The 23,027-nt window shown below is 61.4% G+C and carries 26 protein-coding genes; 12 read left to right on the forward strand and 14 right to left on the reverse strand.

Annotation, left to right across the window (positions count from 1 at the left end; genetic code table 11):
* Positions 1-66: 66 nt before the first annotated feature.
* From MUN81_RS06410 to MUN81_RS06425, 4 genes are all read right to left on the reverse strand, one after another.
* Complete coding sequence (locus tag MUN81_RS06410; protein WP_245116057.1) at positions 67-792, reverse strand: DUF2625 domain-containing protein; 726 nt, start codon at positions 790-792, stop codon at positions 67-69.
* Between the two features lie 387 nt (positions 793-1,179).
* Positions 1,180-2,112 (reverse strand): TIGR01777 family oxidoreductase, encoded by a 933-nt coding sequence (locus MUN81_RS06415; protein WP_245116059.1) that lies wholly within the window; start codon positions 2,110-2,112, stop codon positions 1,180-1,182.
* A 93-nt stretch (positions 2,113-2,205) separates the two neighbouring features.
* Positions 2,206-2,865, reverse strand: coding sequence for a GTP cyclohydrolase I FolE (gene folE / locus MUN81_RS06420; RefSeq protein ID WP_245116061.1), 660 nt, complete (start codon positions 2,863-2,865; stop codon positions 2,206-2,208).
* Positions 2,858-3,265, reverse strand: coding sequence for a 6-carboxytetrahydropterin synthase (locus MUN81_RS06425; RefSeq protein WP_245116063.1), 408 nt, complete (start codon positions 3,263-3,265; stop codon positions 2,858-2,860). Before MUN81_RS06425 ends, folE begins: the two co-directional genes overlap by 8 nt.
* Positions 3,266-3,604: 339 nt before the next feature.
* On the opposite strand from MUN81_RS06425, the gene MUN81_RS06430 reads away from it, so the two are divergent.
* Entirely contained in the window at positions 3,605-4,240 is a 636-nt protein-coding gene (locus MUN81_RS06430; RefSeq protein ID WP_245116065.1) for a DNA repair ATPase, read from the forward strand.
* Positions 4,241-4,395: 155 nt separating this feature from the next.
* Positions 4,396-4,803 carry a hypothetical protein gene (locus tag MUN81_RS06435; protein WP_245116067.1) on the forward strand — a complete coding sequence of 136 codons (408 nt, stop codon included), beginning with the start codon at positions 4,396-4,398 and terminating at the stop codon, positions 4,801-4,803.
* A gap of 108 nt (positions 4,804-4,911) precedes the next feature.
* Here the strand turns inward: MUN81_RS06435 and rplS are convergent, their stop codons facing one another.
* From rplS to MUN81_RS06480, 9 genes are all read right to left on the reverse strand, one after another.
* The gene (gene rplS, locus MUN81_RS06440; protein WP_190927796.1) at positions 4,912-5,292 is read right to left on the reverse strand and encodes a 50S ribosomal protein L19; all 381 of its coding nucleotides are present in this window, start codon (positions 5,290-5,292) and stop codon (positions 4,912-4,914) included.
* A 168-nt stretch (positions 5,293-5,460) separates the two neighbouring features.
* The gene (trmD, locus tag MUN81_RS06445; RefSeq protein WP_245116069.1) at positions 5,461-6,135 is read right to left on the reverse strand and encodes a tRNA (guanosine(37)-N1)-methyltransferase TrmD; all 675 of its coding nucleotides are present in this window, start codon (positions 6,133-6,135) and stop codon (positions 5,461-5,463) included.
* An 83-nt stretch (positions 6,136-6,218) separates the two neighbouring features.
* Entirely contained in the window at positions 6,219-6,800 is a 582-nt protein-coding gene (rimM, locus tag MUN81_RS06450; RefSeq protein WP_245116071.1) for a ribosome maturation factor RimM, read from the reverse strand.
* A gap of 96 nt (positions 6,801-6,896) precedes the next feature.
* Positions 6,897-7,442 (reverse strand): 30S ribosomal protein S16, encoded by a 546-nt coding sequence (locus MUN81_RS06455; RefSeq protein WP_245116073.1) that lies wholly within the window; start codon positions 7,440-7,442, stop codon positions 6,897-6,899.
* Positions 7,443-7,598: 156 nt separating this feature from the next.
* A complete protein-coding gene (locus tag MUN81_RS06460; protein ID WP_245116075.1) occupies positions 7,599-8,387 on the reverse strand; it encodes an acyl-CoA desaturase in 789 nt (262 codons plus the stop codon).
* 155 nt (positions 8,388-8,542) lie between these two features.
* The gene (locus MUN81_RS06465) at positions 8,543-9,253 is read right to left on the reverse strand and encodes an RluA family pseudouridine synthase (protein ID WP_245116077.1); all 711 of its coding nucleotides are present in this window, start codon (positions 9,251-9,253) and stop codon (positions 8,543-8,545) included.
* A gap of 269 nt (positions 9,254-9,522) precedes the next feature.
* Positions 9,523-10,338, reverse strand: a complete 816-nt coding sequence (panB, locus tag MUN81_RS06470) for a 3-methyl-2-oxobutanoate hydroxymethyltransferase (protein ID WP_245116079.1) — start codon at positions 10,336-10,338, stop codon at positions 9,523-9,525.
* A 162-nt stretch (positions 10,339-10,500) separates the two neighbouring features.
* A complete protein-coding gene (locus tag MUN81_RS06475; RefSeq protein ID WP_245116081.1) occupies positions 10,501-10,887 on the reverse strand; it encodes a hypothetical protein in 387 nt (128 codons plus the stop codon).
* A 125-nt stretch (positions 10,888-11,012) separates the two neighbouring features.
* Positions 11,013-13,784 carry a putative LPS assembly protein LptD gene (locus tag MUN81_RS06480; RefSeq protein ID WP_245116083.1) on the reverse strand — a complete coding sequence of 924 codons (2,772 nt, stop codon included), beginning with the start codon at positions 13,782-13,784 and terminating at the stop codon, positions 11,013-11,015.
* A 608-nt stretch (positions 13,785-14,392) separates the two neighbouring features.
* Here MUN81_RS06480 and MUN81_RS06485 point away from each other — a divergent pair.
* From MUN81_RS06485 to MUN81_RS06500, 4 genes are all read left to right on the forward strand, one after another.
* On the forward strand, positions 14,393-15,139 hold the full coding sequence (locus MUN81_RS06485; protein ID WP_245117367.1) for an N-acetylmuramoyl-L-alanine amidase: 747 nt from the start codon (positions 14,393-14,395) through the stop codon (positions 15,137-15,139).
* Between the two features lie 118 nt (positions 15,140-15,257).
* The gene (locus tag MUN81_RS06490; protein ID WP_245116085.1) at positions 15,258-16,253 is read left to right on the forward strand and encodes an MlaD family protein; all 996 of its coding nucleotides are present in this window, start codon (positions 15,258-15,260) and stop codon (positions 16,251-16,253) included.
* 188 nt (positions 16,254-16,441) lie between these two features.
* Complete coding sequence (locus MUN81_RS06495) at positions 16,442-18,070, forward strand: acyl-CoA carboxylase subunit beta (RefSeq protein ID WP_245116087.1); 1,629 nt, start codon at positions 16,442-16,444, stop codon at positions 18,068-18,070.
* Positions 18,071-18,117: 47 nt separating this feature from the next.
* A complete protein-coding gene (locus MUN81_RS06500) occupies positions 18,118-18,420 on the forward strand; it encodes a hypothetical protein (protein ID WP_245116089.1) in 303 nt (100 codons plus the stop codon).
* Between the two features lie 64 nt (positions 18,421-18,484).
* Here MUN81_RS06500 and MUN81_RS06505 read toward each other — a convergent pair whose 3' ends face one another.
* Positions 18,485-19,240 (reverse strand): hypothetical protein, encoded by a 756-nt coding sequence (locus MUN81_RS06505; protein ID WP_245116091.1) that lies wholly within the window; start codon positions 19,238-19,240, stop codon positions 18,485-18,487.
* Between the two features lie 230 nt (positions 19,241-19,470).
* On the opposite strand from MUN81_RS06505, the gene MUN81_RS06510 reads away from it, so the two are divergent.
* From MUN81_RS06510 to MUN81_RS06535, 6 genes are all read left to right on the forward strand, one after another.
* Complete coding sequence (locus MUN81_RS06510) at positions 19,471-19,887, forward strand: hypothetical protein (protein ID WP_245116093.1); 417 nt, start codon at positions 19,471-19,473, stop codon at positions 19,885-19,887.
* Positions 19,888-19,903: 16 nt separating this feature from the next.
* Positions 19,904-20,065, forward strand: a complete 162-nt coding sequence (locus MUN81_RS06515; protein WP_245116095.1) for a hypothetical protein — start codon at positions 19,904-19,906, stop codon at positions 20,063-20,065.
* 143 nt (positions 20,066-20,208) lie between these two features.
* Positions 20,209-21,066: an ABC transporter ATP-binding protein gene (locus tag MUN81_RS06520; RefSeq protein WP_245116097.1), complete on the forward strand. Its 858-nt coding sequence runs from the start codon at positions 20,209-20,211 to the stop codon at positions 21,064-21,066.
* The gene (locus tag MUN81_RS06525; protein ID WP_245116099.1) at positions 21,050-21,829 is read left to right on the forward strand and encodes a hypothetical protein; all 780 of its coding nucleotides are present in this window, start codon (positions 21,050-21,052) and stop codon (positions 21,827-21,829) included. Before MUN81_RS06520 ends, MUN81_RS06525 begins: the two co-directional genes overlap by 17 nt.
* 15 nt (positions 21,830-21,844) lie before the next feature.
* Positions 21,845-22,237, forward strand: coding sequence for a GntR family transcriptional regulator (locus MUN81_RS06530; protein ID WP_245116101.1), 393 nt, complete (start codon positions 21,845-21,847; stop codon positions 22,235-22,237).
* On the forward strand, positions 22,224-22,931 hold the full coding sequence (locus MUN81_RS06535) for a hypothetical protein (protein ID WP_245116103.1): 708 nt from the start codon (positions 22,224-22,226) through the stop codon (positions 22,929-22,931). The genes MUN81_RS06530 and MUN81_RS06535 overlap by 14 nt, the downstream gene beginning before the upstream one ends.
* Positions 22,932-23,027 lie beyond the last annotated feature (96 nt).

Genomic DNA, 23,027 nt, shown 5'->3' on the forward strand with positions numbered 1-23,027 from the left:
TGGCTAACTAAGTCGCTTACGGAGCCCTCTAAAAGCTTGCTGAACTACCTCCGACAGCATCCGGCGCTAACGAATCCCGAGTTGCTGCCGGAAGTCATTGTGCAAGCCCCACAGTTCTGTAATGGGCACAGCTTTGCGGCTTACTTTGTTTACGTCCTTGCCCTCTTTGGTGAATAGAAACGGGATGCAACTGATGCCTTGGTTGCCGTTCAGCTGCGCAATTTCTGTTTGCCAGCCCTTCCAGCGCATGCCGTCATAAAACTTTTCCAAATCGCCGGAGAAGCAGAAAACCAGAAAATCGGAGTACCCTCTGTTCAGTGGTTCCCATTCCAGGTTGTCAGGCGAGAGGTAATAAATTTTGCCAAGCGTCGCCTGACCAAAAGCGCCGCCGTTGAGCGCGAAAAAACCTCCCAACGCATCATCGGCAATCAGCAGAAGTCCTTGCTGCTTGCCTTTGTTCCAACCCATCAAGTCACGGTTGAGGCCCGGTGAACCAGAACCTAGGATGCGGAGCCAGCCATTGTCTACGAGGATGCCACCCGTTCCATAAACCACTGCGCCCATTGGCGAACGGGTCGTTATCTGTGCTGCTAATAGGGCGCTGTCGGCGCGGGCCGCAGTCTTGGGCAGTACCTGCACCTTGTTATTCGCGGCTGCAATCCAGCCCTGCACCAACGGCCAGCCCGGGTCTTGGGTATTGATAAGTTCGGTTAGTGAGCGTGTTTGCATCGATTGAGCGCACGAGCAAGCTGCTTTAAATAGGAAAAGGGCAAGTAGTAGGGCGACGCGCATAAGCGAAACTACGCACCGATTCCCAAGCCTCCTCAGCTACTCAACGCTTCAATGGCCGCATACACCGTCCGCACGGTCATGCGGTCCAACTCCTTGGCCGGCTCGCTGAGCTGGGCGTTGGTCTGGATTGCAGGGCCATCGGATGCGTGTTCAGGGCCATTGAATGACTTGCCGAGCCATCGGAACCGTCTCCGGAAGCGTTGGACGCCTTTCCGACCCCGTTGACTGGCTTGCGGATGCGTTGGAAGGCATTCCAGAGCCGTTGAATGACTTGCGGAGCCGTTGGCAGCATTTCCGGAAGCGTTGGACGCGGTTCCGGATGCGTTGAATGACTTGCGGAAGCGTTGAATGAATCGCCGGAACCGTTCGCTGTTTTACGAAAGGCGTTTACTCCCCCCCATACAGCGCCTCCAGTGCCCCGCGCAGCTCCGGATACTCGAACCGGAAGCCCTGCGCCAGTACTTTGGCCGCGCTCACCCGCTGCGAGGCCAGCACGATGTCGCTCATCTCGCCCATGGCCAGCTTCAGCCCGAAGGCCGGCACCTTGGGCAAAATCAAAGGCCGGTGCAGCACCTCGGCCAGTTCCTTGGTAAACTCCTGATTGGTGACCGGGTTTGGCGCCACCGCATTGTATGTGCCCTGCCAGGAAGAATCTTCCAGCATGGCGATGAACAGGCGGCAGATATCGTCCAAGTGAATCCAGGACATGTATTGCTTGCCGCTGCCCAGCGCCGCCCCGGCGCCCAGTTTCACGGGCCGGGCAATCTGGGGCAGGGCCCCACCTTCCGTGCTCAGCACAATGCCAATGCGCGGCACCACCGTGCGAATGCCCAGCTGCGCGATGGGCGCGGCCGCCAGCTCCCACTGGTGGGCCACGTCGGCCAGGAAATCGTGCGTGGGCAGGCCGGGTGGCGTTTCCTCGGTGAGGAGTTGGTCGCCCGTGTCGCCATACACCCCAATGGCCGAGGCGGAAATGAACGCCTGCACGTGGTGGCGCGGGTTGGCCAGCTCGCGGTGCAGCAGCGCCAGCCCGCCCAGCCGGCTGCTCATGATGTCGCGCTTGCGCTCGTCGGTCCACTTGCCGTCGCTCACGCTGGCCCCGGCCAGGTTCACAATGTAATCGGCGTAGAGCACGGCCGCATCATCAATGGTGCCCGCCCGCGGGTCCCAGCGAAAGCTGCGGTAATGGCTGCTCTTGGCGGGCTCGCGGCTCAGCAGGGCCACCTCGTAGCCGCTGTCAATCAGCAGTTCAGCCAGGCGCGTGCCAATGAGGCCGGTGCCGCCGGTGATGAGAACTTTGCGCGGAGAAGTTTCGGTCATAGTGGTCATTTCCAACAAAAGTAAACCGCCATTTCCCACCGCTGCGTGCCGCCGCGTCAGCGGGTTGGCAACCAGCTATGAGGCCGGCCCGGCTTATTTCCCGATTTGCCGCAGAAACTCCCGCCGCAGCGCTTCGTCGGTCGCAAACTGGCCGCTGTATTCGCTGGTCAGCGTCGAGCTGCTGGTGTCGTTCACGCCGCGGCTCATCACGCAGAGGTGGTCGGCTTCGATGAGCACGGCCACGTCGTCGGTGCCCAGGCTTTGCTTGAGCTCCTCCGAAATCTGGCGGGTGAGGCGCTCCTGTACCTGCGGGCGGCGCGCGTAGTACTGCACCACGCGGTTGAGCTTGCTCAGGCCCACCACGTGCTGGCCGGGCAGGTAGGCCACGTGGGCCTTGCCGATGATGGGCACGAAGTGGTGCTCACAGCACGAAAACAGCGTGATGTCGCGCTCCACCAGCAGCTGGTGGTAGTCGTAGCGGTTCTCGAACATGCGCACTTCCGGCCGGTTCGCCGGGTCGAGGCCCTTGAACCACTCCTTCACAAACATCTTGGCCACGCGGCGCGGGGTGCCGGCCAAGCTGTCGTCGGTCAGGTCGAGGCCCAGCTCGCGCATAATGGCTTCAAAGTGGCCGCTGATGGCCGTAATTTTCTCTTCGTCGCTGCGCGCGAAGGCGTCGTCGCGGAGCGGAGTGCGCAGGCCCATAGGCAGGTGCGAATCGGTTGCCGGGGCCGGCCCGGAAGGGTTATCCATGGTATTCTACAAAGTTACGGTCCGTCTCGTAGAGCGTGACCGACAAAGACAGGCCAGCATCCAGGTGCGGACGCAGGCGCTGCCAAATAACGACGGCAATGTTTTCGGCCGTGGGGTTGAGGGTGCGGAATTCTTCCGTGTCCAGGTTGAGGTTGCGGTGGTCGTAGCGGTCCAGCACCTCGTGCTTGATGAGGTCGCTCAGCCGCTTCAGGTCATACACATAGCCCGTTTCGTGGTCGATGGCACCCGTCAGGCGCACGGTCAGGTTGTAATTGTGTCCGTGATAGTTAGGGTTGTTGCACTTGCCGAAAACCCGTTGGTTGTGGTCGTCGCTCCAGGCGGGATTGTACAGGCGATGCGCGGCATTAAAATGCTCGGTGCGGCAAACGGTGACTTGCATAGGGGCTTACAACCCGCGCACGGCGGCGTTTGTTATGTTCCGGTATCCGAGGCCGGCATTCACAAAATCAGTCTATCCTAATTTAGTAGACTTAAAACATTATGAATTGAACAAAAATAATAAAAACTGCATTATTCCTAAAAAAATTCTTGCGAAGAGAATTTGCATGAAAGAAAGGACTTAAATTTGAAAAGCCGGAAAACGATACCGGGGACACCAGCTTTTCCTTCGACCTCTTTTTTAGTTCTCATTAAGTTTATTGTTACCATGAAACGAAGCCTACTAATCCTACTTGTTGTATGCTTGGCAACGCTGGGTGGCTATGCTCAGAAATCCCCTGTGGATGAAGCCGATATGTCCATTGGCAACGTTCCGCGCACCGGCCAGCGCGTGAGCGTGCAGCTCGATAACAAGCGCGTGGAAGCCGCCTGGCTGAAGCAGCTGAACGACAAGTTTGGCAGCAAGGTGAAGAACAACAAAGGCGTTGTGACCATGGACGGCGTCATCATCGAAGAAATTGCACCCACGCCCATTCGCGTGATTTCCAAGGTGGACGCTACACCCACCGGCACCACCGTGTGGTGGAGCATCGACCTGGGCAACGCCTACTTGGCAAAAGACAAAACCCCCGTGCAATGGAAGTCGGCCGAGAAGTACCTGAAAGACTTCGCCCGCATGATGTACCGCGAAGACTTGGTGTCGCAGATTGCCGAAGCCGAGCGCGCCCTGGTGGCCTCGCAGAACAACCACATGGCCGTGATTGAAAAGGCCAACACCATCAAGAAGGACATCGAGAAGAACAAGGCCCGCAAGATTGAAATCCAGCAGATGCTGGCCGCCAACGCCGCCGAACTCCAGCAGTTCAACAACCTCATCGACCTCAACCTGAAAGAGCAGGAAGCGGCCCGTGGCGACATTGTGAGCATGCGCGTGGCCCTCGAAGCCGTGAAGGACCGCATGAACAAGATTGAATAGTTGGCCAAAACCAACGGCTTAGTAAAAGCCCCGCCAGCGCTGGCGGGGCTTTTTTGTTTTCGGTGTGCGGCCAACCCCGCGGGGCTTTGCAACGTTGGCAAGGAAGGCGGCCCGCTCCGGGCCGCATTTGCTTACTGATACATTACACCCCACCCATGGAAAAGAAAGATTCGCAGCACCAAGTGCACCTCGACAGCGCCATTCACCTCCTCACCGGCGACCTTGCTTCCACCGCCGAGCGCGCCGGCCTCGACAACCAACTGCAACGCTGGATTGAGGACCTGAAGGACGCCAACAACCCCGCCCTGCACCAGCTAGTGGTCGACCTGCAGGCTTTGAAAGCGCACTTTGGCAGCGGCACGCTCGACGTGAACGTCATTGCCCCACTGCTGGCTCGCCTGGGCACCGAAACCACCCAAGCCGCCAATTTTGCCGAAAACGTGAACACCGCCACGCGCATCACCAAGCTGGGCGAAGTCCTCAGCGGCGTGGCCCAGCAGCTGCAAGGCGGCACGGTGGAGGTCGACGGCAACCTGCCGCAGGATTTCTCCTCGCATAGCTAAGGAAATGCTCTGGCTATCGCAAGTGCGACTACCCAGAACTTAAAAAAGCCGGCCCCACGCGTGGGGCCGGCTTTTTTATTACAGGCAGCTGAAAAGCTGCGGCTTTGCTTAGGCGGTAGCCTTGCTGGCCACGTTCAAGCGACGCTCTTTGATACGAGCTTGCTTGCCCGAGAGGCCGCGCAGGTAGAACAGACGGGCGCGACGCACTTTACCGCGACGCACTACTTCGATTTTCTCGATGTTGGGCGACAGGAGGGGGAAGATACGCTCGGTGCCGATTTGGTTCGAAATCTTGCGCACGGTGAAGGTTTCGCCGTTCGAGCTGGGGTTGCGGCGCTGCAGCACCACGCCCTGGAACTGCTGGATGCGCTCCTTGTTGCCCTCGCGGATTTTTACGTGCACGTTCACGGTGTCGCCGGCGGCGAAGTCCGGAAAGCTGGCGCGGCGCTCTTGCGATTCGGCCTGGATAAAGTCAAGTAGTACGCTCATGGCTGAGAAATTGCGAAAGACGGCGCCGCCGTCGGGAATTAGTATTTTATCGAAACGGAGCGCAAAGATAGGGCTTTCCGCTGAGGATAGCAAGTCATTTGTAGAACATGCGTTAGCTTGTTCACTGATTTGCTGTTGATTCAGGAGACGAAGCGTCTGAATCTGGTTTTAGCCCAATAAATCGGGCCGCCGCTGCTGGGTGCGGGCCAGTGCCTGCTCGTGCCGCCACTCCTCAATTTTGGGCGTATTGCCCGATAACAGGATTTCCGGCACCACCTGGCCGCGCCACTCGGCCGGCCGGGTGTACACCGGCGGCGCCAGCAAATCATCCTGGAACGAATCGGACAAGGCCGACTCCTCGTTGCCGAGCACGCCGGGCAGCAGCCGCACCACGGCATCGACCAAGATGGCCGCGCCAAGCTCGCCGCCGCTGAGCACGTAGTCGCCCACGCTTATTTCGTGGGTGATGTAGGTCTGGCGGATGCGCTCGTCAATGCCCTTGTAGTGGCCACAGAGCATGATGACGTTCTGCAGCAGCGACAGGCGGTTGGCCAGCGGCTGGCGCAGCGTCTCGCCGTCGGGCGTGAGGTAGATGATGGCGTCGTAGGGCCGTTGGGCCTGCAGCTCGTCTATCCAGGCGGCAATGGGCTCCACGCGCAGCACCATGCCCGCGCCGCCGCCAAACACGGCGTCGTCAATCTGGCCGTGCTTGTTGATGGCCTTGTCGCGCAACTGGTGCAGGTGGATTTCCACGAGGCCTTTGTCCTTTGCTCGCTTCACGATGGAATGAGCGAAGGGGCTGACCAGGAGTTCCGGCAGGCAGGTGAGGATGTCGATGCGCATATATCAGGGAGTAGCGTGGACTCTGCGAGTCCGCGTTTGGACGAACGTTCTAGTGGGCGCGGACTCGCAGAGTCTAGGCTACGTTATGCTTCGTCGAATTCGTCGGGCTCGTCTTTGTCGCGCGAAGACGGCTTGAGGTACACGTCGAGCAAGCCTTCGGGCAGGTTCACGTGGACTTGCTTTTTCTCGTGGTCGGCGTGGCTCACCAACTCATCCACCACCGGAATCAGCACTTCCTGGCCCTGGTAGCGCATGGCTAGCATGTCCTGTTGTGGCAGTTCGTAGAAGTTCTCCACCGTGCCCAGTTCACCTAAGTTCTCGTCTACCACGGTGAAGCCGATGACGTCGTGGAAGTAGAACTGGTCGTCTTCCAGTTCCGGCAACTCGGCCAGGGGCAGGTAAAGCTGCGAGCCGCGCAGGGGCTCGGCCTCCTCAATGCGGTCGATGCCACGCAGCTTGAGCAGCACGCGGTTGCCGGATTGGGACTGCACCTTTTCCACCTTGTGCTCCACCAGTTTGGTGGGGGCAGCGGGCAGGGCCAGGTACACTTTTTTGAGCTTCAGGTATTCTTCCACGTCGTCCACGTCGAAGTGGGCGGCCACGTGGCCGCGCAGGCCGTGGGTTTTGAGGATGTAGCCGAGCTGATAGGTTTCGTCGAGGGTCATGGCGAGTGGGAGAGGGGAAACGAAAAAGAGTTTGGGGGTTGCCAGCCGGTCCGGCTCACAACTCCCAAACTCTTACGGTTTTCAGTTGCCTAAAAACTACTCGGCAGCTTCGGCAGCAGCCTCTTCGGCCGGAGCCTCGGTGGCTTCTTCGGCAGCCGGAGCGGGGGCGTTAGCAGCCAGCAAGGCAGCCTGCTTCTGACGCAGCGCTTCGGCGCGAGCCTCTTTCACCTTGGTTTCGGCGGCGAAAGCAGCTTTGCGGGCTTCTTCCTTCGCATCCACCAGGCCAGTGCGCTTGCCTTCGATTTTGGCGTCTTTCTCCGACTTCCAGGCGTCGAAACGCTGGTCGGCCACCTCTTGGGTGATGGCGCCTTTGTCGACACCCAGCTGCAGGTGACGACGGTAGAGCACGCCGCGGTAGCTGAGCATGGCCCGAACGGTGTCGGTGGGCTGAGCACCGGTCATCATCCAGTAGAACGCGCGGTCGGCGTCGTAGTTGATGGTGGCGGGGTTGGTGTTGGGGTTGTAGGTGCCGAGTTTCTCGATGAAACGGCCGTCGCGGGGCGAGCGGCTGTCAGCTACTACGATGTCGTAAGTCGCGGCCTTTTTGCGGCCACGGCGGGCGAGGCGGATTTTAACTGCCATAAACCGGTGGGGTTGTGCGACGCAGCTCGTGCGTCTGATGAAGATTTCCCGAAATTGGGAGTGCAAAGGTAACGCTTGGTCAGCGGATTAGCTAGCAGAGTAACGAAAAAAGCCCTGGCGGTAAGACCAGAGCTTCTTTCGTTACTCTTGTTGAATCTACGCCGCCATGGCTTCGCGCTTGGGCTTGGCCAGCTTCGACATGGTGTTCAGGTTCATGTTTTTGCGCTTCACCTTGATGATGCCCACTTTATTCAGGCCCCAGATGGCCACGTAGGTGGGGTCGAACTCCCACCACTTCACGCCGAAGTTGACGCGCATGGGCAACTTGTGGTGGTTGTTCTGGAACAGCTCGCCGAAAGCCAGAAAGTCCAGCGCCAGGGTGTTCATCGACTTGTCGTTGTTGTCGAAGTTCTGGTAGCCGTATTTGTGGCCGCCCCAGTTCACAATGGCGCCGTGGATAGGACCCATCAGGAAGTGAATGGGCAGCAGCAGGTACTGCCACCACGCCGTGGCGAAATTGATGTAGAACAGCACGTAGGCCGTGCCCCAGCCCACCCGCGAGTACACGGTGCCGCCGAATTTGTCGAGCCAGTTCCATTCCGGAATGTCGCCCTCGAAGCGTTTGGCACCTTCGTGGTTGTTGTTCACCACGTCGTTGTAAATCACCTTGGTCTTCCACATCATGTCGAACGCGTTGTTCGAGAAGTGGGGCGAGTGCGGGTCCAGCTCGGTGTCGGAGTAGGCGTGGTGCATGCGGTGCAGCAGCGCATACGCCCGCGGCGAGAGGAAGCTGCTGCCTTGGCAGAGGTAGGTGAAGGCAAAGAAGAACTTCTCCCAAAACTTGTTCATCGTAAACATCTTGTGCGCCGCGTAGCGGTGCAGGTAAAACGTCTGCGTGAACAGCGATAAATAGTAGTGGGCAACGAAGAAAATGAGGATAGCCATAAGGTGTTCTAAAGCTGAACTGCACGCACAAGCAAAATACCCGCGCTTAGGTTCAGTGGAGGTGACGCAAAATTACGGCCACCGCCAGGGCAGGGGAGGATTCGGTGCCAGAAGGCCAAAATCTTGCACGTAGCGCGAACGGCTCCGTGCGCGGGTTACTTATAGTACTCCCGGGCAGCGTCCCAGTGCGGGGCATCGGGCAGGGGGGCAATCAGCGTCATCGCCTCTTTCGTGACCGGATGCTGCAATTGCAGCTGGCGGGCGTGCAGGGCAATGCTCACGTCGGGCAGCGGGGCAATGAAGCCGTACTTCACGTCGCCCACGATGGGCGTGCCCAGGCCGGTGGCCAGCTGGGTCCGAATCTGGTGGGGGCGGCCCGTCACCGGGTTCACCTGCAGCAGGAAGCGGTTGCCGGCCGGGCCCAGCAACTCATAGCTCAGCTCGGAGCGCAGGCCCTGGCCGTGGGCCGTGGGGTAGGCCTTGGTTACGTTGCGCACGGTGTCTTTCACCAGCCAGTGAATGAGCGTACCGCTTTCGGGCACCGGAGGCTTGCCGGTGAGGGCCCAGTAGGTTTTATGGATTTTGTCGTCCCGAAACATTTCGTTCAGCCGGCTCAAAGCCTTGCTGGTTTTGGCCAGGATGACGATGCCCGACACGGGCCGGTCGATGCGGTGGCACACCCCCACAAAGGCTTCGCCCGGCTTCTTGTATTTGAAGCGCAGGTATTCGGCGGCTTTTTTGGAGAGGGGCTCGTCGCCGGTGGCGTCGCCCTGCACGAGGAGGCCGGCGGGCTTATTGATGACGAGAAGATGATTGTCTTCGAACAGAATTTCTCTGCCTTCGGACCAGAGGTTGGGACGATTCACGCGGCGGGAAGCGGGGGCGGGCGGTTGGGTTTCGCAGGAGCGGGCCGGGGCCCACACGGGGGCTTCCGCACGTCATCAGACCACACTCGCCCGGCGCTCCGCTCTTGCTGAATTATGCGGCGAAGATACGAAGCTCAGCGGGAGTACGCCCGGGTTTCATGCGGGGCACGCTTGGTCTGAAGGCCGTGAAGGACCTTGTCACGTCCGAATAGGTCGGGGCAACGTGATAAGGTCCTTCACGGCGTTCAGGATGACAGACAATAGTCGTTTTAGTACCCTTCTTCCTTGCTTGGAAACTCGCGGCTTTTCACGTCGGCCACGTAGTGCTGCACCGCCTCGGTCATCACGTCGTGCAGCTCGGCATAGCGGCGCAGGAAACGGGGCTTAAACTCTTTGGTGAGGCCCAGCATGTCGTGCACCACCAGCACCTGCCCGTCCACGTCGGGGCCGGCACCGATGCCGATGACGGGAATGGTGAGCTCCTCGGCCACCTGTTTGGCCAGCGAGGCGGGGATTTTCTCCAGCACCAGGCCGAAGCAGCCGATTTCCTGCAGCAGGCGGGCGTCTTCGAGCAGCTTCTGGGCCTCGGCTTCTTCTTTGGCGCGCACGGTGTAGGTGCCGAATTTGTAGATGCTCTGGGGCGTGAGGCCAAGGTGGCCCATCACCGGAATGCCGGCCGTGAGAATGCGAATGATGCTGTCCTTCACCTCGGCGCCGCCTTCCAGCTTCACGCCGTGGCCGCCGCTTTCTTTCATGATGCGGATGGCCGAGCGCAGGGCCTCCGACGAATTACCCTGGTAGGAGCCAAAAGGCATATCCACCACCACAAAGGCGCGCTTCACAGCGCGCACCACGCTTTGGGCGTGGTAAATCATTTGGTCGAGGGTGATGGGCAGGGTGGTTTCGTGGCCGGCCATCACGTTGGAAGCCGAGTCGCCGACGAGCAGGACGTCGACGCCGGCGCCGTCGAGGATTTGGGCCATCGAGTAATCGTAGGCCGTGAGCATGGAGATTTTTTCCCCCCGCTGCTTCATGGCGAGCATCTGGTGGGTGGTGACGAGCTTGACTTCCTTGTGCTGGGACATGGGGGTGGCCGGCCGGGGCCGGGTTGACAGGGGAGGTGAACTGCCGTTTGGCGGGGCAAAGCTGGCAACAATTTCGTTATCCGGCGGCGGCGGCCCAGCAAAAAGCCCCTGGCCGGGGCGCAGGGGCTGAAAAGATGGAGTGCAGATGAAGACGGGCAGCCGCTACTCGGCTTCGTCGAGGGCGGCGGGGTCGGGCGTCAGGTCGGGCTGGGGCAGCGACGACGCTTCCGAGTGCTGGGGCCAGGCCGGAGCCTGCAGCGCGAGCAGGCCCGGCAGGTCGGCCGGGTCCTGCACCATGAGGACGGGCGTGGGGGCCAGCACCTGCTGCTCGAGGGCTTCGGCCAGGGCCACGCCGTCCATGGTGCCCTGCAGGGGGCCGCTGAGTACAATGAGGTCGGGGTGCACGAGGCGGGCAGCCTTGAGGGCGGCGTCGCCGCGGGCTTCGACGCGCACCACTTCGTGGCCGGCGTCGTGCAGGTGGTGCTCAAGGGCAGCGGCTTGTTCGAGGGAATCGGCGGCGAGCAGAACGCGCAGAAAAAAGGGATTCATGGCAGCGGCAGAAAACGGGCAGGAGTCCAAAGCACGCCCTGCCACCTTTCCGGCGCCGCCAATAACGTTCAATCCCAGCCCGGGCCCCGCAAACAGCGGCAATCCCTATCCGAACGAAAACGGGCCTATTGGAACTGCACCGTGCGGTTGCGATTAATCTTTAAATCCTGCAATAAACTGCTCTTGGCCGCAATGGTGAAATTGTAGCCTTTGTATTGCCCAAACGGAATCCAGGTGCCGTTTATCTGCCAGCAGTGCAAATCCCGGAAGAAACTCACGGTGGGGAACGTGACGGCCTGGCTGGTGAAGTCGTAGCCGAAGCTGGTGGTGAGGCGCAGGTTTTCGGTGAGCTTCACCGAGCCATCGGCCCGAATGGTGTTGACGGCCAAAATGGGTGGCCGGCCGTTGGCCCGGATGTATTCCTGCGTGAGCGGGGTGAAGGCCGTGGTGTAGCCGGCGTTGTAGCTCATATTGAGCTCCCACGGAATGTCGAAATCGACGTAGTCGGCGTAGTAGTTGGGCGGGCCCACCGTGCCCAGCGAAGGCGTGTTGGACGGCGCCACGGCCCGCGGCACGGCGCTTTTCTTCTTGCCCGAAGCCGGGTTGAAGGCGTAGTTGGTGGAAAAAACGGCCGACTCCAGGCGCAGCAGCCGGCGCGGGTTGGCCTCGAAGAGGTACTTGTTGATGGTGCGGCCCGAGGCGGTGCGCTGGTAGGGGTCGAAGACGAAGCTGCTGTTGAAGGCGAGCTTTTTGGCCAGCTGGGTGCGGAAGCTCACGCCCAGCTTGGACAGGCGCTGGGTGTCGGCCGCGAAGTTGTAGCTGAGATTCAAATCGAGCCCTTCGATGAGGCTGACCTTGCGGAAGGGGTTGAGGCCGGTGGTGTCGTTTTCATCCCGGATTTTAAGCTCTACCGCGTTCTGCAGCTGAAACGACAGCAGGCTTTGGCGGTTGCTGGTGGGCGCCCCAAACAGGAAGTTGTCGTAGGAATTGAAGGTGTAAGCGTTGAGCGCCCGCGGGTCCGTCACCACGCGGCCAAACTGGTCCACGAAGCCGGTGAGGACGTCCTGCCCCTGCAGGTACACCGGCACGCCCTGCGGAAAATTCTTGTCGCGCCCCAGCGCCGGGGCGTAGGTGTAGGTAAGGCTGGGCGTCACCTTGTGGCGCAGGGCCTGAATCTTGTGGGTGCCTTTGCGCACAATGGTGCCGTAGAACGTGGTGTTGAGGCTGGCCCCGCCCGAGTAGGTGCTCACGCGGTTGAAGCCGTATACCGTGTCGATGCGCACGGCCTGGGCCACGGGGCTGTAGCGGTAGCGCAGGCTCTGGGCGTACCACACCTCGCCGTAGTTCACGGTGGGGCTCAGCTTGAAGTACGGCCCCAGGTTGTAGGAGCCCAGCCCGATGCCGAACTGGTGCTGCACGCCGTTGCGGGAGTTGCGCAGCAGCTTGCCCACGTTGCTGAAGCTAAACGGAATGCGGCTGACGTCGGTGGTGCCGCCCAGCAGGGGCAGGCCGTTGCTCAGCGAGCGGGCGCTCACTTGGTTGCTCAGCTCGTTGCGGGCAATGAGGTTGTAGCTCAGCGTGAACTGCTCGTAGGAGCTGGCGCCGAACTTGCCGCCCGCGCCGGGCTTGATGCCGAACCACTGATAAGGGTATTGCCGGGCCACGCCCACGCTGATGTCGGGCAGCGTGAAGGTCATGGTGCCGTCGGTGCCCTGGCTCTGGCTCAGGCGCACGTCGTAGTTGATAGGCGAGTTCCGAATCTGCTTCGAGTAGCTGATGGTGGAGCTGAACTGCGTCGACACGTTGCGCCGCACGTCGAGGCTGTTGATGCGGTTGTAGCTGCTGGTGCCCGCGTTCACGCTGGCCGAGAAGCGCCCGCCGCCGGGCTTGGGCACCGGCGTGTGGTTCCAGGTAATCCAGAAGGAGTTTTCGGACGGCGGCTTGATGTACTCGGGGCCGGTGCTGAGAGAGCCCGGGTCCAGTATCTGGGCCGTGGGGCGGGTGGTGAAGCGGAAGTTGAAGTTGCCCTGGTACGTGTAGCGCTTCAGGTACGTCACGTCGGCGGTGGCGCCCCAACCGCCGAAGGTTTGGGCATTGCCGGCGTACACGTCGCCCGTGAGGCGCACCCCGATGTAGTCATTCGGGGCGAAGTAGTAGCCCCCGTTGGTGAGGTAGTAGCCGCGGTCGGCCGCCTGCCCAAAGGTGGGAATGAGCACGCCCGAGCCGCGGCTCTTGTTGGGCGTGGGAAAGAAGCCGAACAAAAAGCCCAGCGGCGTGGGCACGTCGCCAATCACCAGGTTGAATGGGCCGGTCACCACCTTGTCGCCCGGAATCACCTTCATTTTCTTGGCCTGAATGTAGAAGTGCGGGTGCTCCAGGTTGCAGGTGGTGTAGCGCCCCATCAGGCCGTTGATGTCGCCGTTGGGCAGGCGCTTGATGACCTGGGCGCCCACGTAGCCTTCGCCCTGCGTGGTCACGGCTTCGGTCACCTTGGCCTTGCGGCTTTTGAAGTTGTAGGCAATGCTGCGGGCCTCGTACTTCTGGCCGTTGTCGGTGAGCAGCGGCCGGCCCACCAGCTTGTTCTTCACCGTGTCCTGCTTGCCTTCGGCCTGCATGGTGTTGTTGCCGTAATTCACCGTGATGAGGGCCGCCTTGAGGTCGGTTTTGCCATACACCACGCTGGCGTTGTCGTAGAGCCGCGCCACCTTCTTGGTCACGTCGAACTGAATGGAGTCTTGGGCCTTGTAGTTGATGGTGGTTTCAATTTGGCCCTTGCGCTTGGCCGCCAGTTGCAAAGAGTCGCCGGAGCGGCTCACCCCGTTCACCAGGCCGGTGGTATCGGTAGGGGTGAGGCCGGGGCGGCGGGTGGTGCCGCCGGGCGCCAGCGTGTCGGGCACGGGCTTGTGCGAGGCCCCGGGAATGCGCGACTGGCCGGCGTTGACGGCGCCGGGTGGGGCGGGCCCACGGGGTCGCGCGGGTCGGGCGAAATGTTGCGCACCGGTGGGGTGGGGGCGCTGCCGGGCCGCTGGCCGGGCTTGGCCTTCGGAATGGGCCGGGCCGGCACCACGGGGGGCGGTCGGGGGTAGCCGGCGTGGCCAGGATGGCCTTGCGCCGGTCTTTGCGAGCTTGAATCTTGGCCTTGCGGGGCGTTTGTGTCTTAGGTGCGGCCGGCGTCACGGTTTGGCTGTGGGCTGGCTCAACTGCACCAAACACCAGCACCGCCAGCAGGGCCCGAAACCAAAAAAGGCGCACCCGTGCACCTTGAAAAAGGGACGGCTGTGCCCGAAAATAGGCGGCGGCAGGGAGGCCAAACCAGGAAGGCAAAGTATAGTAGCGGTTAATTCGTTTACTTTTGGGGCTTCTACAAAGGTAGCAGGTCGCTACCGCCCCTTCAACGAACGACGTGCGGATTATTGTCATCCTGGCCAGTGCCGCCCTCTTGCTGCTGGGCGCCGCAAGTGGGGAGTGGAAAGCAGAGGCCCAGACCACGGCCGACTCCACCCGCGTGGCGCCCGACTCGGCGGCGCTGCCCGACGCCAACGCCCCCTACCGCTACCGCCTGCGCACCGTGGTGCTCGACGCCGGCCACGGCGGCAAAGACCGGGGCTGCGCCGGCGCCAGCGCCCGCGAGGCCGACGTGGCCTTGGGCCTCATCCTGGCCCTGGGCAAGCAGATAGAGCAGAACATGCCCGAGGTGAAGGTGATTTACACCCGCAAAACCAACGTCTTCATTGAACTCGACGAGCGGGCCGCCATTGCCAACCGCAACCACGCCGACCTGTTTATTTCCATTCACTGCAACGCCGGGCCCAGCCAAAGCCACGGCACCGAGGTGTGGACCATGGGCCTGCACAAAACCACCGCCAACCTGGGCGTGGCCCAGCGCGAAAACTCGGTTATTCTGCAGGAAAAGAACTACCAGACGCGCTACAACGGCTTCGACCCTAGCTCGCCGCAGTCGCACATCATGTTTTCGCTGTTTCAGTCGGCCTACATTACCAACAGCCTGCGCTTTGCCCAGCGCGTGGACCGGCAGCTGCGCACCACCGTCAGTCGCCCCAGCCGCGGCGTGAAGCAGGCCGGTTTTCTGGTGCTGTGGAAGTCGACCATGCCCTCGGTGCTCATCGAGTCGGGCTTCCTGACCAACCCCGCCGAGGAGCGGTACCTCAACGACAAAGCCAATCAGTCGTATATGGCCGCGGGCATCTACCGCGCGTTCCGCGAATACAAGCGCGAGCTGGAAGGCGGATAGCGCCCAGGCTACGGTTGAGGTTGGTTTTTGCCCGCCCGTCCGTCCCTGGAGCATCCGGTTCTCGTACGTGACCAAAGTATAGTCCTGTTCCTCAATTCATCACTCAATACCTCTACACGTGTCTAAAGAAATCAAAGTGGCGCTGCTCACCATCGTCGCTGTCGTCGCTCTGGTGTTCGGCTATAATTTCCTGCGGGGCAGCAACCTGCTGTCGAACGACCGCACCTATTATGCCTCCTACCCCAACGCCGAAGGCCTCAACGTGGGCGCCGTGGTGCTGCTCAACGGCATCAAAGTGGGCCAGGTGAAAAACCTGGAGCTCATGCCCGAGCGCGGCAACATTGTGCGCGCCACCCTGGAACTAGTGAAGGGCGTGACCGTGGGCGACTCCACCACGGCGGGCCTGAGCGGCTCGCTGCTGGGCTCGAAGTCCATCACCCTCTTCCTGGGCAAAAACAGCAAAGAATTCAACGGCGGCGAAGAGCTGCGCACCAAGTCGGCCGTGAGCAGCATCGACGCTTTCCAGGCCAAGGCCCTGCCCGTGCTCGACACCGTGGGTGCCACGCTCTCGCACATCAACGGCTTCCTCAACAAAGACGCCCAAACCAACATCCAGAGCACGTTGCGCGGCGCCCGCGCCAGCACCGAGGCCCTGCAGGCGCTCATCGTGGCCAACCAGGCCAACATCAACCTCATCACCCGCAACCTGGCCCAGATGAGCACCGCCCTGAACAAGACCACCGGCAAGCTCGACAAGATTGCCGTGAACTTCTCGCAACTGTCCGACTCGCTCAAAACGGCCCCCGTGGGCCCGGCCCTGCGCCGCCTCAACGCCACGCTGGCCGACGCCCAAACCACCGTGCAAAGCCTCAACACGGCCCTGAACGACCAGAGCGGCTCCATGGGCAAGCTCCTGCACGACTCCACGCTCTACAACAACCTGGCTGCCACCACGGCCAGCTCCAACGAACTGCTCACCGACCTCAAGGCCAACCCCAAGCGCTACGTGCACTTCTCGGTGTTCGGCGGGGGCAAGGATAAGAGCAAAGTGGAAACCACGACGACCAAGCCCAACGGCACGGTGGTGGAAACCGACAAAAAGGTAAAGCAGTAAGCATACCTGTCATCCTGAGCGCAGCGAAGGACCTTATCACGTAATTGCTCAAGCGTGACAAGGTCCTTCGCTGCGCTCAGGATGACAGATAGAGCCGGGACGTCGTTCAAACGCGCCGTACCTTTGAAATCCGCCCCCGGGCGGATTTTTTTGCGCCCTATCCCACCAAAAATCCCACCGCTCTTTTTATGAACGTCGAGTTCAACCGCAACGAAGACCAACTCAAGCAGCTCAGCTTCAACCTTACCCAAAAGCTTCAGAAAGTGGCCCTCGGCGGCGGCCCGAAGCGCATCGAGGCCCACAAGGCCAAGGGCAAGCTCACCGCCCGCGAGCGGATTGAATACCTGCTGGATAAAGGCGCGGCGCAGGTGGAAATTGGTGCTTTCGCGGGCGAAGGCATGTACAAAGAAGAGGGCGGCTGCCCCGGCGGCGGCGTGGTCGTCGTCATCGGCTACGTAGCCGGGCGACAGTGCGTGGTGGTGGCCAACGACGCCACCGTGAAGGCCGGCGCCTGGTTCCCCATCACGGCCAAGAAGAACTTGCGGGCTCAGGAAATCAGCATCGAGAACAAGCTGCCCATCATCTACCTCGTCGATTCGGCCGGCGTGTACCTGCCCATGCAGGACGAAATTTTCCCCGATAAGGAGCATTTCGGCCGCATCTTCCGCAACAACGCGGTGATGAGCAGCATGGGCATCGTACAAATTTCGGCCATTATGGGTCCCTGCGTGGCGGGGGGCGCTTATTTGCCCATCATGTCCGACGAGGCCATGATTGTGAACGGCACGGGCTCGGTGTTTCTGGCCGGCTCGTACCTAGTGAAGTCGGCCATTGGCGAGAGCATCGACAACGAGGCGCTGGGCGGCGCCAGCATGCATTCCGAAATCTCGGGCGTGACGGACTACAAGTTCGACACCGACGAGGAGTGCCTGGAGCACATCCGCAACATCTTCGACAAGATGGGTGGGCAGGCGTCGGCGGGTTTCAGCCGCGTGGCCCCGGCCAAGCCGGCGCAGGACGAGCAGGAAATCTACGGCCTCCTGCCGTCGGACCGGGTGAAGCCCTACGACATGATGGACATTATCAACCGCCTGGTCGACAAATCCGAGTTTGAGCCCTACAAGGACCTCTACGGCCAGACGCTCATCTGCGGGCTGGCGCGCATCGACGGCTGGGCCGTGGGCATCGTGGCCAACCAGCGCAAGATTGTGAAGAGCAAGAAAACCGGCATGCAGATGGGCGGCGTCATCTACTCCGACTCGGCCGACAAGGCGGCGCGCTTCATCATGAACTGTAACCAGAAGCGCATTCCGCTGGTGTTTCTGCACGACGTGTCAGGCTTCATGGTGGGTAGCCAGAGCGAGCAGGGCGGCATCATCAAGGACGGCGCCAAGATGGTGAACGCCATGAGCAACTCGGTGGTGCCCAAGTTCACGGTCATCGTGGGCAACAGCTACGGCGCCGGCAACTACGCCATGTGCGGCAAGGCCTACGACCCGCGCCTCATCGTGGCCTGGCCCACCGCCCAACTGGCCGTCATGAGCGGCGCGGCAGCCGCCAACACCCTGCTGCAAATCCAGGTGGCCTCGCTCAAAGCCAAGGGCGAAGTCATCACCCCCGAAGCCGAAAAGGAGTTGCTCGACCGCATCAAGGCCCGCTACGAGGAACAACTCTCGCCCTACTACGCCGCGGCCCGCCTTTGGGTCGATGCGGTGATTGACCCGCTGGAAACCCGGAAGGTGATTTCCGAAGGCATCGCGGCAGCCAATCATGCGCCGATTGAGAAGGCGTATAATGTGGGGGTTATTCAGGTGTGATATTTTGGAAGACGTCTTTCAGTTGCTACTGACTTTTGAGGACACTTATGGCATCAGAAGAACAAGGCCGAGTTGAAATCACCGCAGCAGAAGCTGCTTATCTGACATTGGAAAGCTGGGCTGCTATTGCTATTGGCAGTGAAATCAACAGCTGCTATTGCGGCTCTTGCGATGGTATAGACGCGGTTTTGGTTGTAGGTGACTATTATTTGAGCTTAAATAGTCATGGCGTCATTGTAAAAGGAACCTGTAAAAACTGTGGCGAAGAATTGCAATCCACATATGGCATCCTTAATCCTCAATTGATTGAAGACGTCCTTACAATGACCCGCGGTAAGCGCATAACGTGAATTCCCTATACCTCCTGCCCGGCTGCAACGGCGCGGACAACACCACTTCTTACCACACCATTTCTTAGGCGGCCCCAATCCCCGCTGCCACGCGCTCAAAAAACGGCATGCGGTACTGCGCCGCAAATTCCCGGATGTGGCTGCGCAGCCGGGTTTCTTCGGCCGCGTCGGTGCCGGCGGCGAAGTGCAACTCCACCAGCCAGATATGCACCTGGAAATAGTCGAGCAGCCAACTGTTGGTTTCCAGGTTGAAAAGGGAGTGCAGGTGCGGGGCGCGGGCGCTGATGAGCCCGGTGCGCAATTCGGCCACGGCCCGGAAGGCGCGCAGCAGTTGGTCAAACACATTGGTTTCGAGCCAGGCCAGCTCGGGGAATTGCTGGTTGGTGAACGTGAGCCAGTCGAGCAGCGCCGAAAACTGGCTGGTAAGAAACAGGGCCTCGGCCACAAAAAAGTGGTAGCCGGCCGGAAACAAGTTGTAGAACGCCGGTAGTGGCCCCTGGGGCACCACTGTATGCGGCACATCACGGGCTTCCTGCCGCACCTGGGCCAGCAGCGAAGCCGGCACCACGCCGTCGGGCGCGTCGTGCCAGGCCGTCACGATTTCGGCAAAGGCCCGGCGGCCGCGGGGGAAGGCGTGCACTTCGGGCGGGACTGGCAGGGCACGCACCACCGCCAGGCGGCGGCGCCAGGCCGGCTCGTCCTGGGCCAGAAACTCGGCCAGAAACAGGGCCGCGTGCCCAAACAACTGCGCCTCGGGCGTGTGCTTGTGTTGCAGGTACACGGCCAATACCTCCCCGAACGCGCCGGTAAGGTGGGCCAAGTCCACGAATGACTCCACGTAGAACTCCTGGCCCGCCGGATGGGTGGCCAGCTGCAGGGCCAGGGGTGCCGCCGCGCCGCCGGGCGCCGACGGCCGCGTGATGCGGCCCAGAAAGTACCCCAGCAGCAGGCGCTCGGGTAGGCCAGCTGCTCCATGGCCAGTAGCTCGGGAATGTCGGTAGTGGCCGGGCGGAGGGCGGTGGGTGGCTGCAGGGCCCGGCCCGAAACCGATTGCCCAAAGGCCGCAAAATCGGCGTGGCCGGCGTAGCGGGCCAGTGTATCGAGGGTGTGCAGGTGGTAGCCGCCGTCTTTCTCAACCAAGCCAAAGAATCGCCGCAAGGTGCTGGGGCTGAGGCGCCGCCCGGCGGTGGCAGCGTTTTGCTGCAGCTCCAGCTCCAGGGCATCGCAGTGGCTGGGGTAGCGCAGGGGCTGGCCAAAGCGGGCCGCCACGGCCTCGCGGAGCGCAGCTTGCAGGGGAGGGGAGAGGCGCGGCACGGTAGATGGATGGTTTATGCAAAGAAAAAGATTTTTTTGACCTTTGCGCTGCCTTGTGGCGCTTCCGGATATTTGAAATCCTATTTCACAAGCCCTTTTTATGTTGAGCAAGTATTGCAAACACGGCCACCAAGTGCTGGGCGATGCCTGTAGCCACTGCGCCCGCCGCGTGCAGATAACCTTGATGGGCGGAAAAAACACCCCGCACCTGGGCCGCGGGCCCAATGCCACCCTCACGGAGTTGCGCACCTTGAAAAGCATGCTGGAGCAGGCGCATATCACCGAAGCGGAGTATGATGAGCGGCGCAACTACATTCTGGCCAGCTTTTAGCGCAAAACCTGATTTTATAAAAGCCCTTTCCTAAACAGGAAGGGGCTTTTTTGTGGGTAAATAAAAATAAAGCTTGCGTGGAATACATGGGTGCTATACGTTTGCAGTGTACTAGAACAATAATACACTAGAGTAACAGCCTCATGGTACGCATCCGCAACCTCCATTTCGGGTACTCCCGCAAGCACCCGCTTTTCCAAGACCTCAGCCTGACGTTGGAGCAAGGCCACATTTACGGCCTGCTGGGCAAGAACGGGGCGGGCAAGTCTACCCTGCTCAAGAACCTGGTAGGGCTGGCGTTTCCGCAGGCCGGCACGTGCGAGGTGCTGGGGCAGCCGGCCGCCAAGCGCCTGCCGGCCGTGCTGGCCAACCTGTTTTTTCTGCCCGAAGAAGTGTACGTGCCGGCCGTGACAGCGGCAAAATTTGTGGCGCACACGGCGGGGTTCTACCCCGCGTTCGACCACGAGGCGCTGGCCCGCTACCTGGCCGAGTTTGAGGTGCCGGCCGATGCCGTGTTGCCGTCGCTCTCGTTTGGGCAGCAGAAGAAATTCATGATTGCCTTCGCGCTGGCCGCCAACACCCGCCTGCTGGTGCTGGACGAGCCCACCAACGGCCTCGACATTCCGAGCAAGGCGCAGTTCCGCAAAATCGTGGCATCGGCCTTCGCCGAGGAGCGCTGCCTCATCATTTCCACCCACCAGGTGCGCGATTTGGAAAGCCTGATTGACACCGTGCTGGTGCTGCACGGCCGGCGCATCGTGCTCAACGCCGACCTGGGCGAGCTGGCCGAGCAACTGGCGTTTGCCACGGTACCGGAGGCCGATGCTGCGGACCTCTACGCCGAGGCGTCGGTGCGGGGCGCGCAGGTTATCCGGCCCAACCGCAGCGGCGTGCCGAGCCGCGTCGACCTAGAACTACTCTTCAACGCCCTGGTGAGCGAAACGCCCGCGCTCACCCAGTATCTCACCCAATCCCAACCCCGTCATGAGCCAGTTCTTTAGTTTTTCGCGTTTTGGGCGCTTGTTCGGCAAGCACACCGCCGAGCACGGGCGCGGCTACCTGCTGGGCACCGGCGTGGTGCTGGGCCTGGTGGCCCTGTGGCTGGGCAGCAACGTGAACGGCAGCGCCGACGAGCCGCTGCCCGTGGGCAACCAGATTGGGGCCTTTGTGGCGGGGCTGGGCATGGCGGGGCTGTTGTTCACGAGCACCGTGTTTGGGGCGTATGGCGACAAGCGCCAGGCCACGGCGGCGCTGATGCTGCCCGCCTCTACCTGGGAAAAATACTTGGTGGGCTGGTGCTACGCGCTGCCGGTGTTTCTGGCGGTGTACGTGGCCGGTTTTTACCTGGTGGATGCCACGGTGCTGCATGTTGCCGCCGGGCCGGGCAAGGTGACCAGGCTCATGCCCCTGTTCTCGCAGAAAGACAAGCTGTATTACCTCCTGATTGGCTATGCCGTGCTGAGCTCGGGGTTTTTGTGGGGCAGCATTTACTTCCAGAAGCAGCAGTTCATTCGCACGGCTTTTGCCGGGCTGCTGGGCGGCGTGGCACTGGCGCTGGCCAACTCGCTGCTGGCGAAAGCGCTGGTTGCGCCCGGGCTCAACATGGTGATGCCGTTCTCGGGTGTCAATTTTCAGGAGGGCGGGGAATGGTACCACGTCACGCTGCCGGCGCACTACAACGGCTGGGTGCCGTGGCTGTTTCTGGCCCTGATGCTGCTGTGCTGGGCGGGTGCCTACGCCCGCCTGAAGGAAAAAGAGGTCTAACCGCGACGAATCATCATGGATTTTAAAGAAAACGAAGCCATTTACCTGCAGATAGCCGGGTACGTGAGCGAGCTGATACTGCGGGGCAAGTGGCCGCCCGACAGCAAGATTCCCTCGGTGCGGGAGCTGGCCGGCGACCTGCAGGTGAACCCCAACACGGTGATGCGCACCTACGAGCTGCTGCAGGGCCAGGAGGTGCTGTATAACAAGCGCGGCATCGGGTTTTTTGTGGCGCCCGCGGCCGTGCAGCAGGTGCAGGCCGCCCGCCGCGAGCGGTTTCTGACCCAGGAGCTGCCGGAGGTGTTCGGCACCATGCTGCTGCTGGGCATTGAGCTGCCCGAAGTGCAGCGCCGCTACGAAGAGTTTAAACAAGCGCATTTACACCCCATTTCCCATGAAAACCAGTAACAAGCTCTTTGTGGCGGGCGTGGCGCTGCTGCTCGGCTCGCTCCTGACCTACAACCTGGCCCTGAGCGCCGAATACCGCACCGGCCACTACAAGCAGCCCTTCTACGGCTACACGGCGCTGCCCCTCGCCAACTTCAGCGAAGTGGCCGTGCCCACGGCCACCCGCTTCAGCATTAAGGTGGTGCGCGGCCCGTTCGCCGTACACCTCAACGAAGACGCCGCCAAGTACGTGCGCATCAGCCAGCAGGGCGCGCGCCTGACGGTGGCCCTGGCTTATCCCGACAAAGAAGAAAACCTAGGCAACCGCGAAACCGTCGTCATTTCCTGCCCGCAGCTTCGGCGCTTCACCACCGATGCCCCGGCCACCGTAGCCGGCCGGCGCCACCCCAACGGCGGCTACGCGGTGCTGGAAAACCTGCTGCAGGACAGCCTGGCGGTGAATGCCACGTCGGGCATGACGGTGCACCTGGTGGGCAGTGCGCTGGCGCATTTGCGGGTGAGCGCGGCCGGCGGCACGCAGCTCAGCCTCGAAAAAAGCAACCGCATCCGGTCTGCGGAGGTGGCCGTGGGCGACCGGTGCTCGCTCACGCAGGAGTGCGGCATCGAGCGTCCGCGCTACCGGTTTGCCGCCACGGCAATCGCGCAATTTGAGGGCGAGGCCGCCCAGTCGCTGGGCGCAAATGGCGCCCGGTAGCCCGTGTGGCAACGTGTGAAGCAACGGGGCGGCAGCCCAAAGTGGCTACCACGGAGGTAAGCAGCTAATTGCCCATGATTTACTGAACAAAAGGCC

Origin of the sequence: Hymenobacter sp. 5317J-9, from assembly GCF_022921075.1 — a bacterium.
Lineage (GTDB): Bacteria > Bacteroidota > Bacteroidia > Cytophagales > Hymenobacteraceae > Hymenobacter.

Excerpts from the sequence above, each read along its gene's own strand:
- MUN81_RS06410 (WP_245116057.1), bottom strand. The coding sequence starts at position 792 with ATGCGCGTCGCCCTACTACTTGCCCTTTTCCTATTTAAAGCAGCTTGC.
- MUN81_RS06415 (WP_245116059.1), bottom strand. The coding sequence starts at position 2,112 with ATGACCGAAACTTCTCCGCGCAAAGTTCTCATCACCGGCGGCACCGGC.
- folE (WP_245116061.1), bottom strand. The coding sequence starts at position 2,865 with ATGGATAACCCTTCCGGGCCGGCCCCGGCAACCGATTCGCACCTGCCT.
- MUN81_RS06425 (WP_245116063.1), bottom strand. The coding sequence starts at position 3,265 with ATGCAAGTCACCGTTTGCCGCACCGAGCATTTTAATGCCGCGCATCGC.
- MUN81_RS06435 (WP_245116067.1), top strand. The coding sequence starts at position 4,396 with ATGGAAAAGAAAGATTCGCAGCACCAAGTGCACCTCGACAGCGCCATT.
- rplS (WP_190927796.1), bottom strand. The coding sequence starts at position 5,292 with ATGAGCGTACTACTTGACTTTATCCAGGCCGAATCGCAAGAGCGCCGC.
- trmD (WP_245116069.1), bottom strand. The coding sequence starts at position 6,135 with ATGCGCATCGACATCCTCACCTGCCTGCCGGAACTCCTGGTCAGCCCC.
- rimM (WP_245116071.1), bottom strand. The coding sequence starts at position 6,800 with ATGACCCTCGACGAAACCTATCAGCTCGGCTACATCCTCAAAACCCAC.
- MUN81_RS06455 (WP_245116073.1), bottom strand. The coding sequence starts at position 7,442 with ATGGCAGTTAAAATCCGCCTCGCCCGCCGTGGCCGCAAAAAGGCCGCG.
- MUN81_RS06460 (WP_245116075.1), bottom strand. The coding sequence starts at position 8,387 with ATGGCTATCCTCATTTTCTTCGTTGCCCACTACTATTTATCGCTGTTC.
- panB (WP_245116079.1), bottom strand. The coding sequence starts at position 10,338 with ATGTCCCAGCACAAGGAAGTCAAGCTCGTCACCACCCACCAGATGCTC.
- MUN81_RS06475 (WP_245116081.1), bottom strand. The coding sequence starts at position 10,887 with ATGAATCCCTTTTTTCTGCGCGTTCTGCTCGCCGCCGATTCCCTCGAA.
- MUN81_RS06495 (WP_245116087.1), top strand. The coding sequence starts at position 16,442 with ATGAACGTCGAGTTCAACCGCAACGAAGACCAACTCAAGCAGCTCAGC.
- MUN81_RS06500 (WP_245116089.1), top strand. The coding sequence starts at position 18,118 with ATGGCATCAGAAGAACAAGGCCGAGTTGAAATCACCGCAGCAGAAGCT.
- MUN81_RS06520 (WP_245116097.1), top strand. The coding sequence starts at position 20,209 with ATGGTACGCATCCGCAACCTCCATTTCGGGTACTCCCGCAAGCACCCG.
- MUN81_RS06525 (WP_245116099.1), top strand. The coding sequence starts at position 21,050 with ATGAGCCAGTTCTTTAGTTTTTCGCGTTTTGGGCGCTTGTTCGGCAAG.
- MUN81_RS06530 (WP_245116101.1), top strand. The coding sequence starts at position 21,845 with ATGGATTTTAAAGAAAACGAAGCCATTTACCTGCAGATAGCCGGGTAC.
- MUN81_RS06535 (WP_245116103.1), top strand. The coding sequence starts at position 22,224 with ATGAAAACCAGTAACAAGCTCTTTGTGGCGGGCGTGGCGCTGCTGCTC.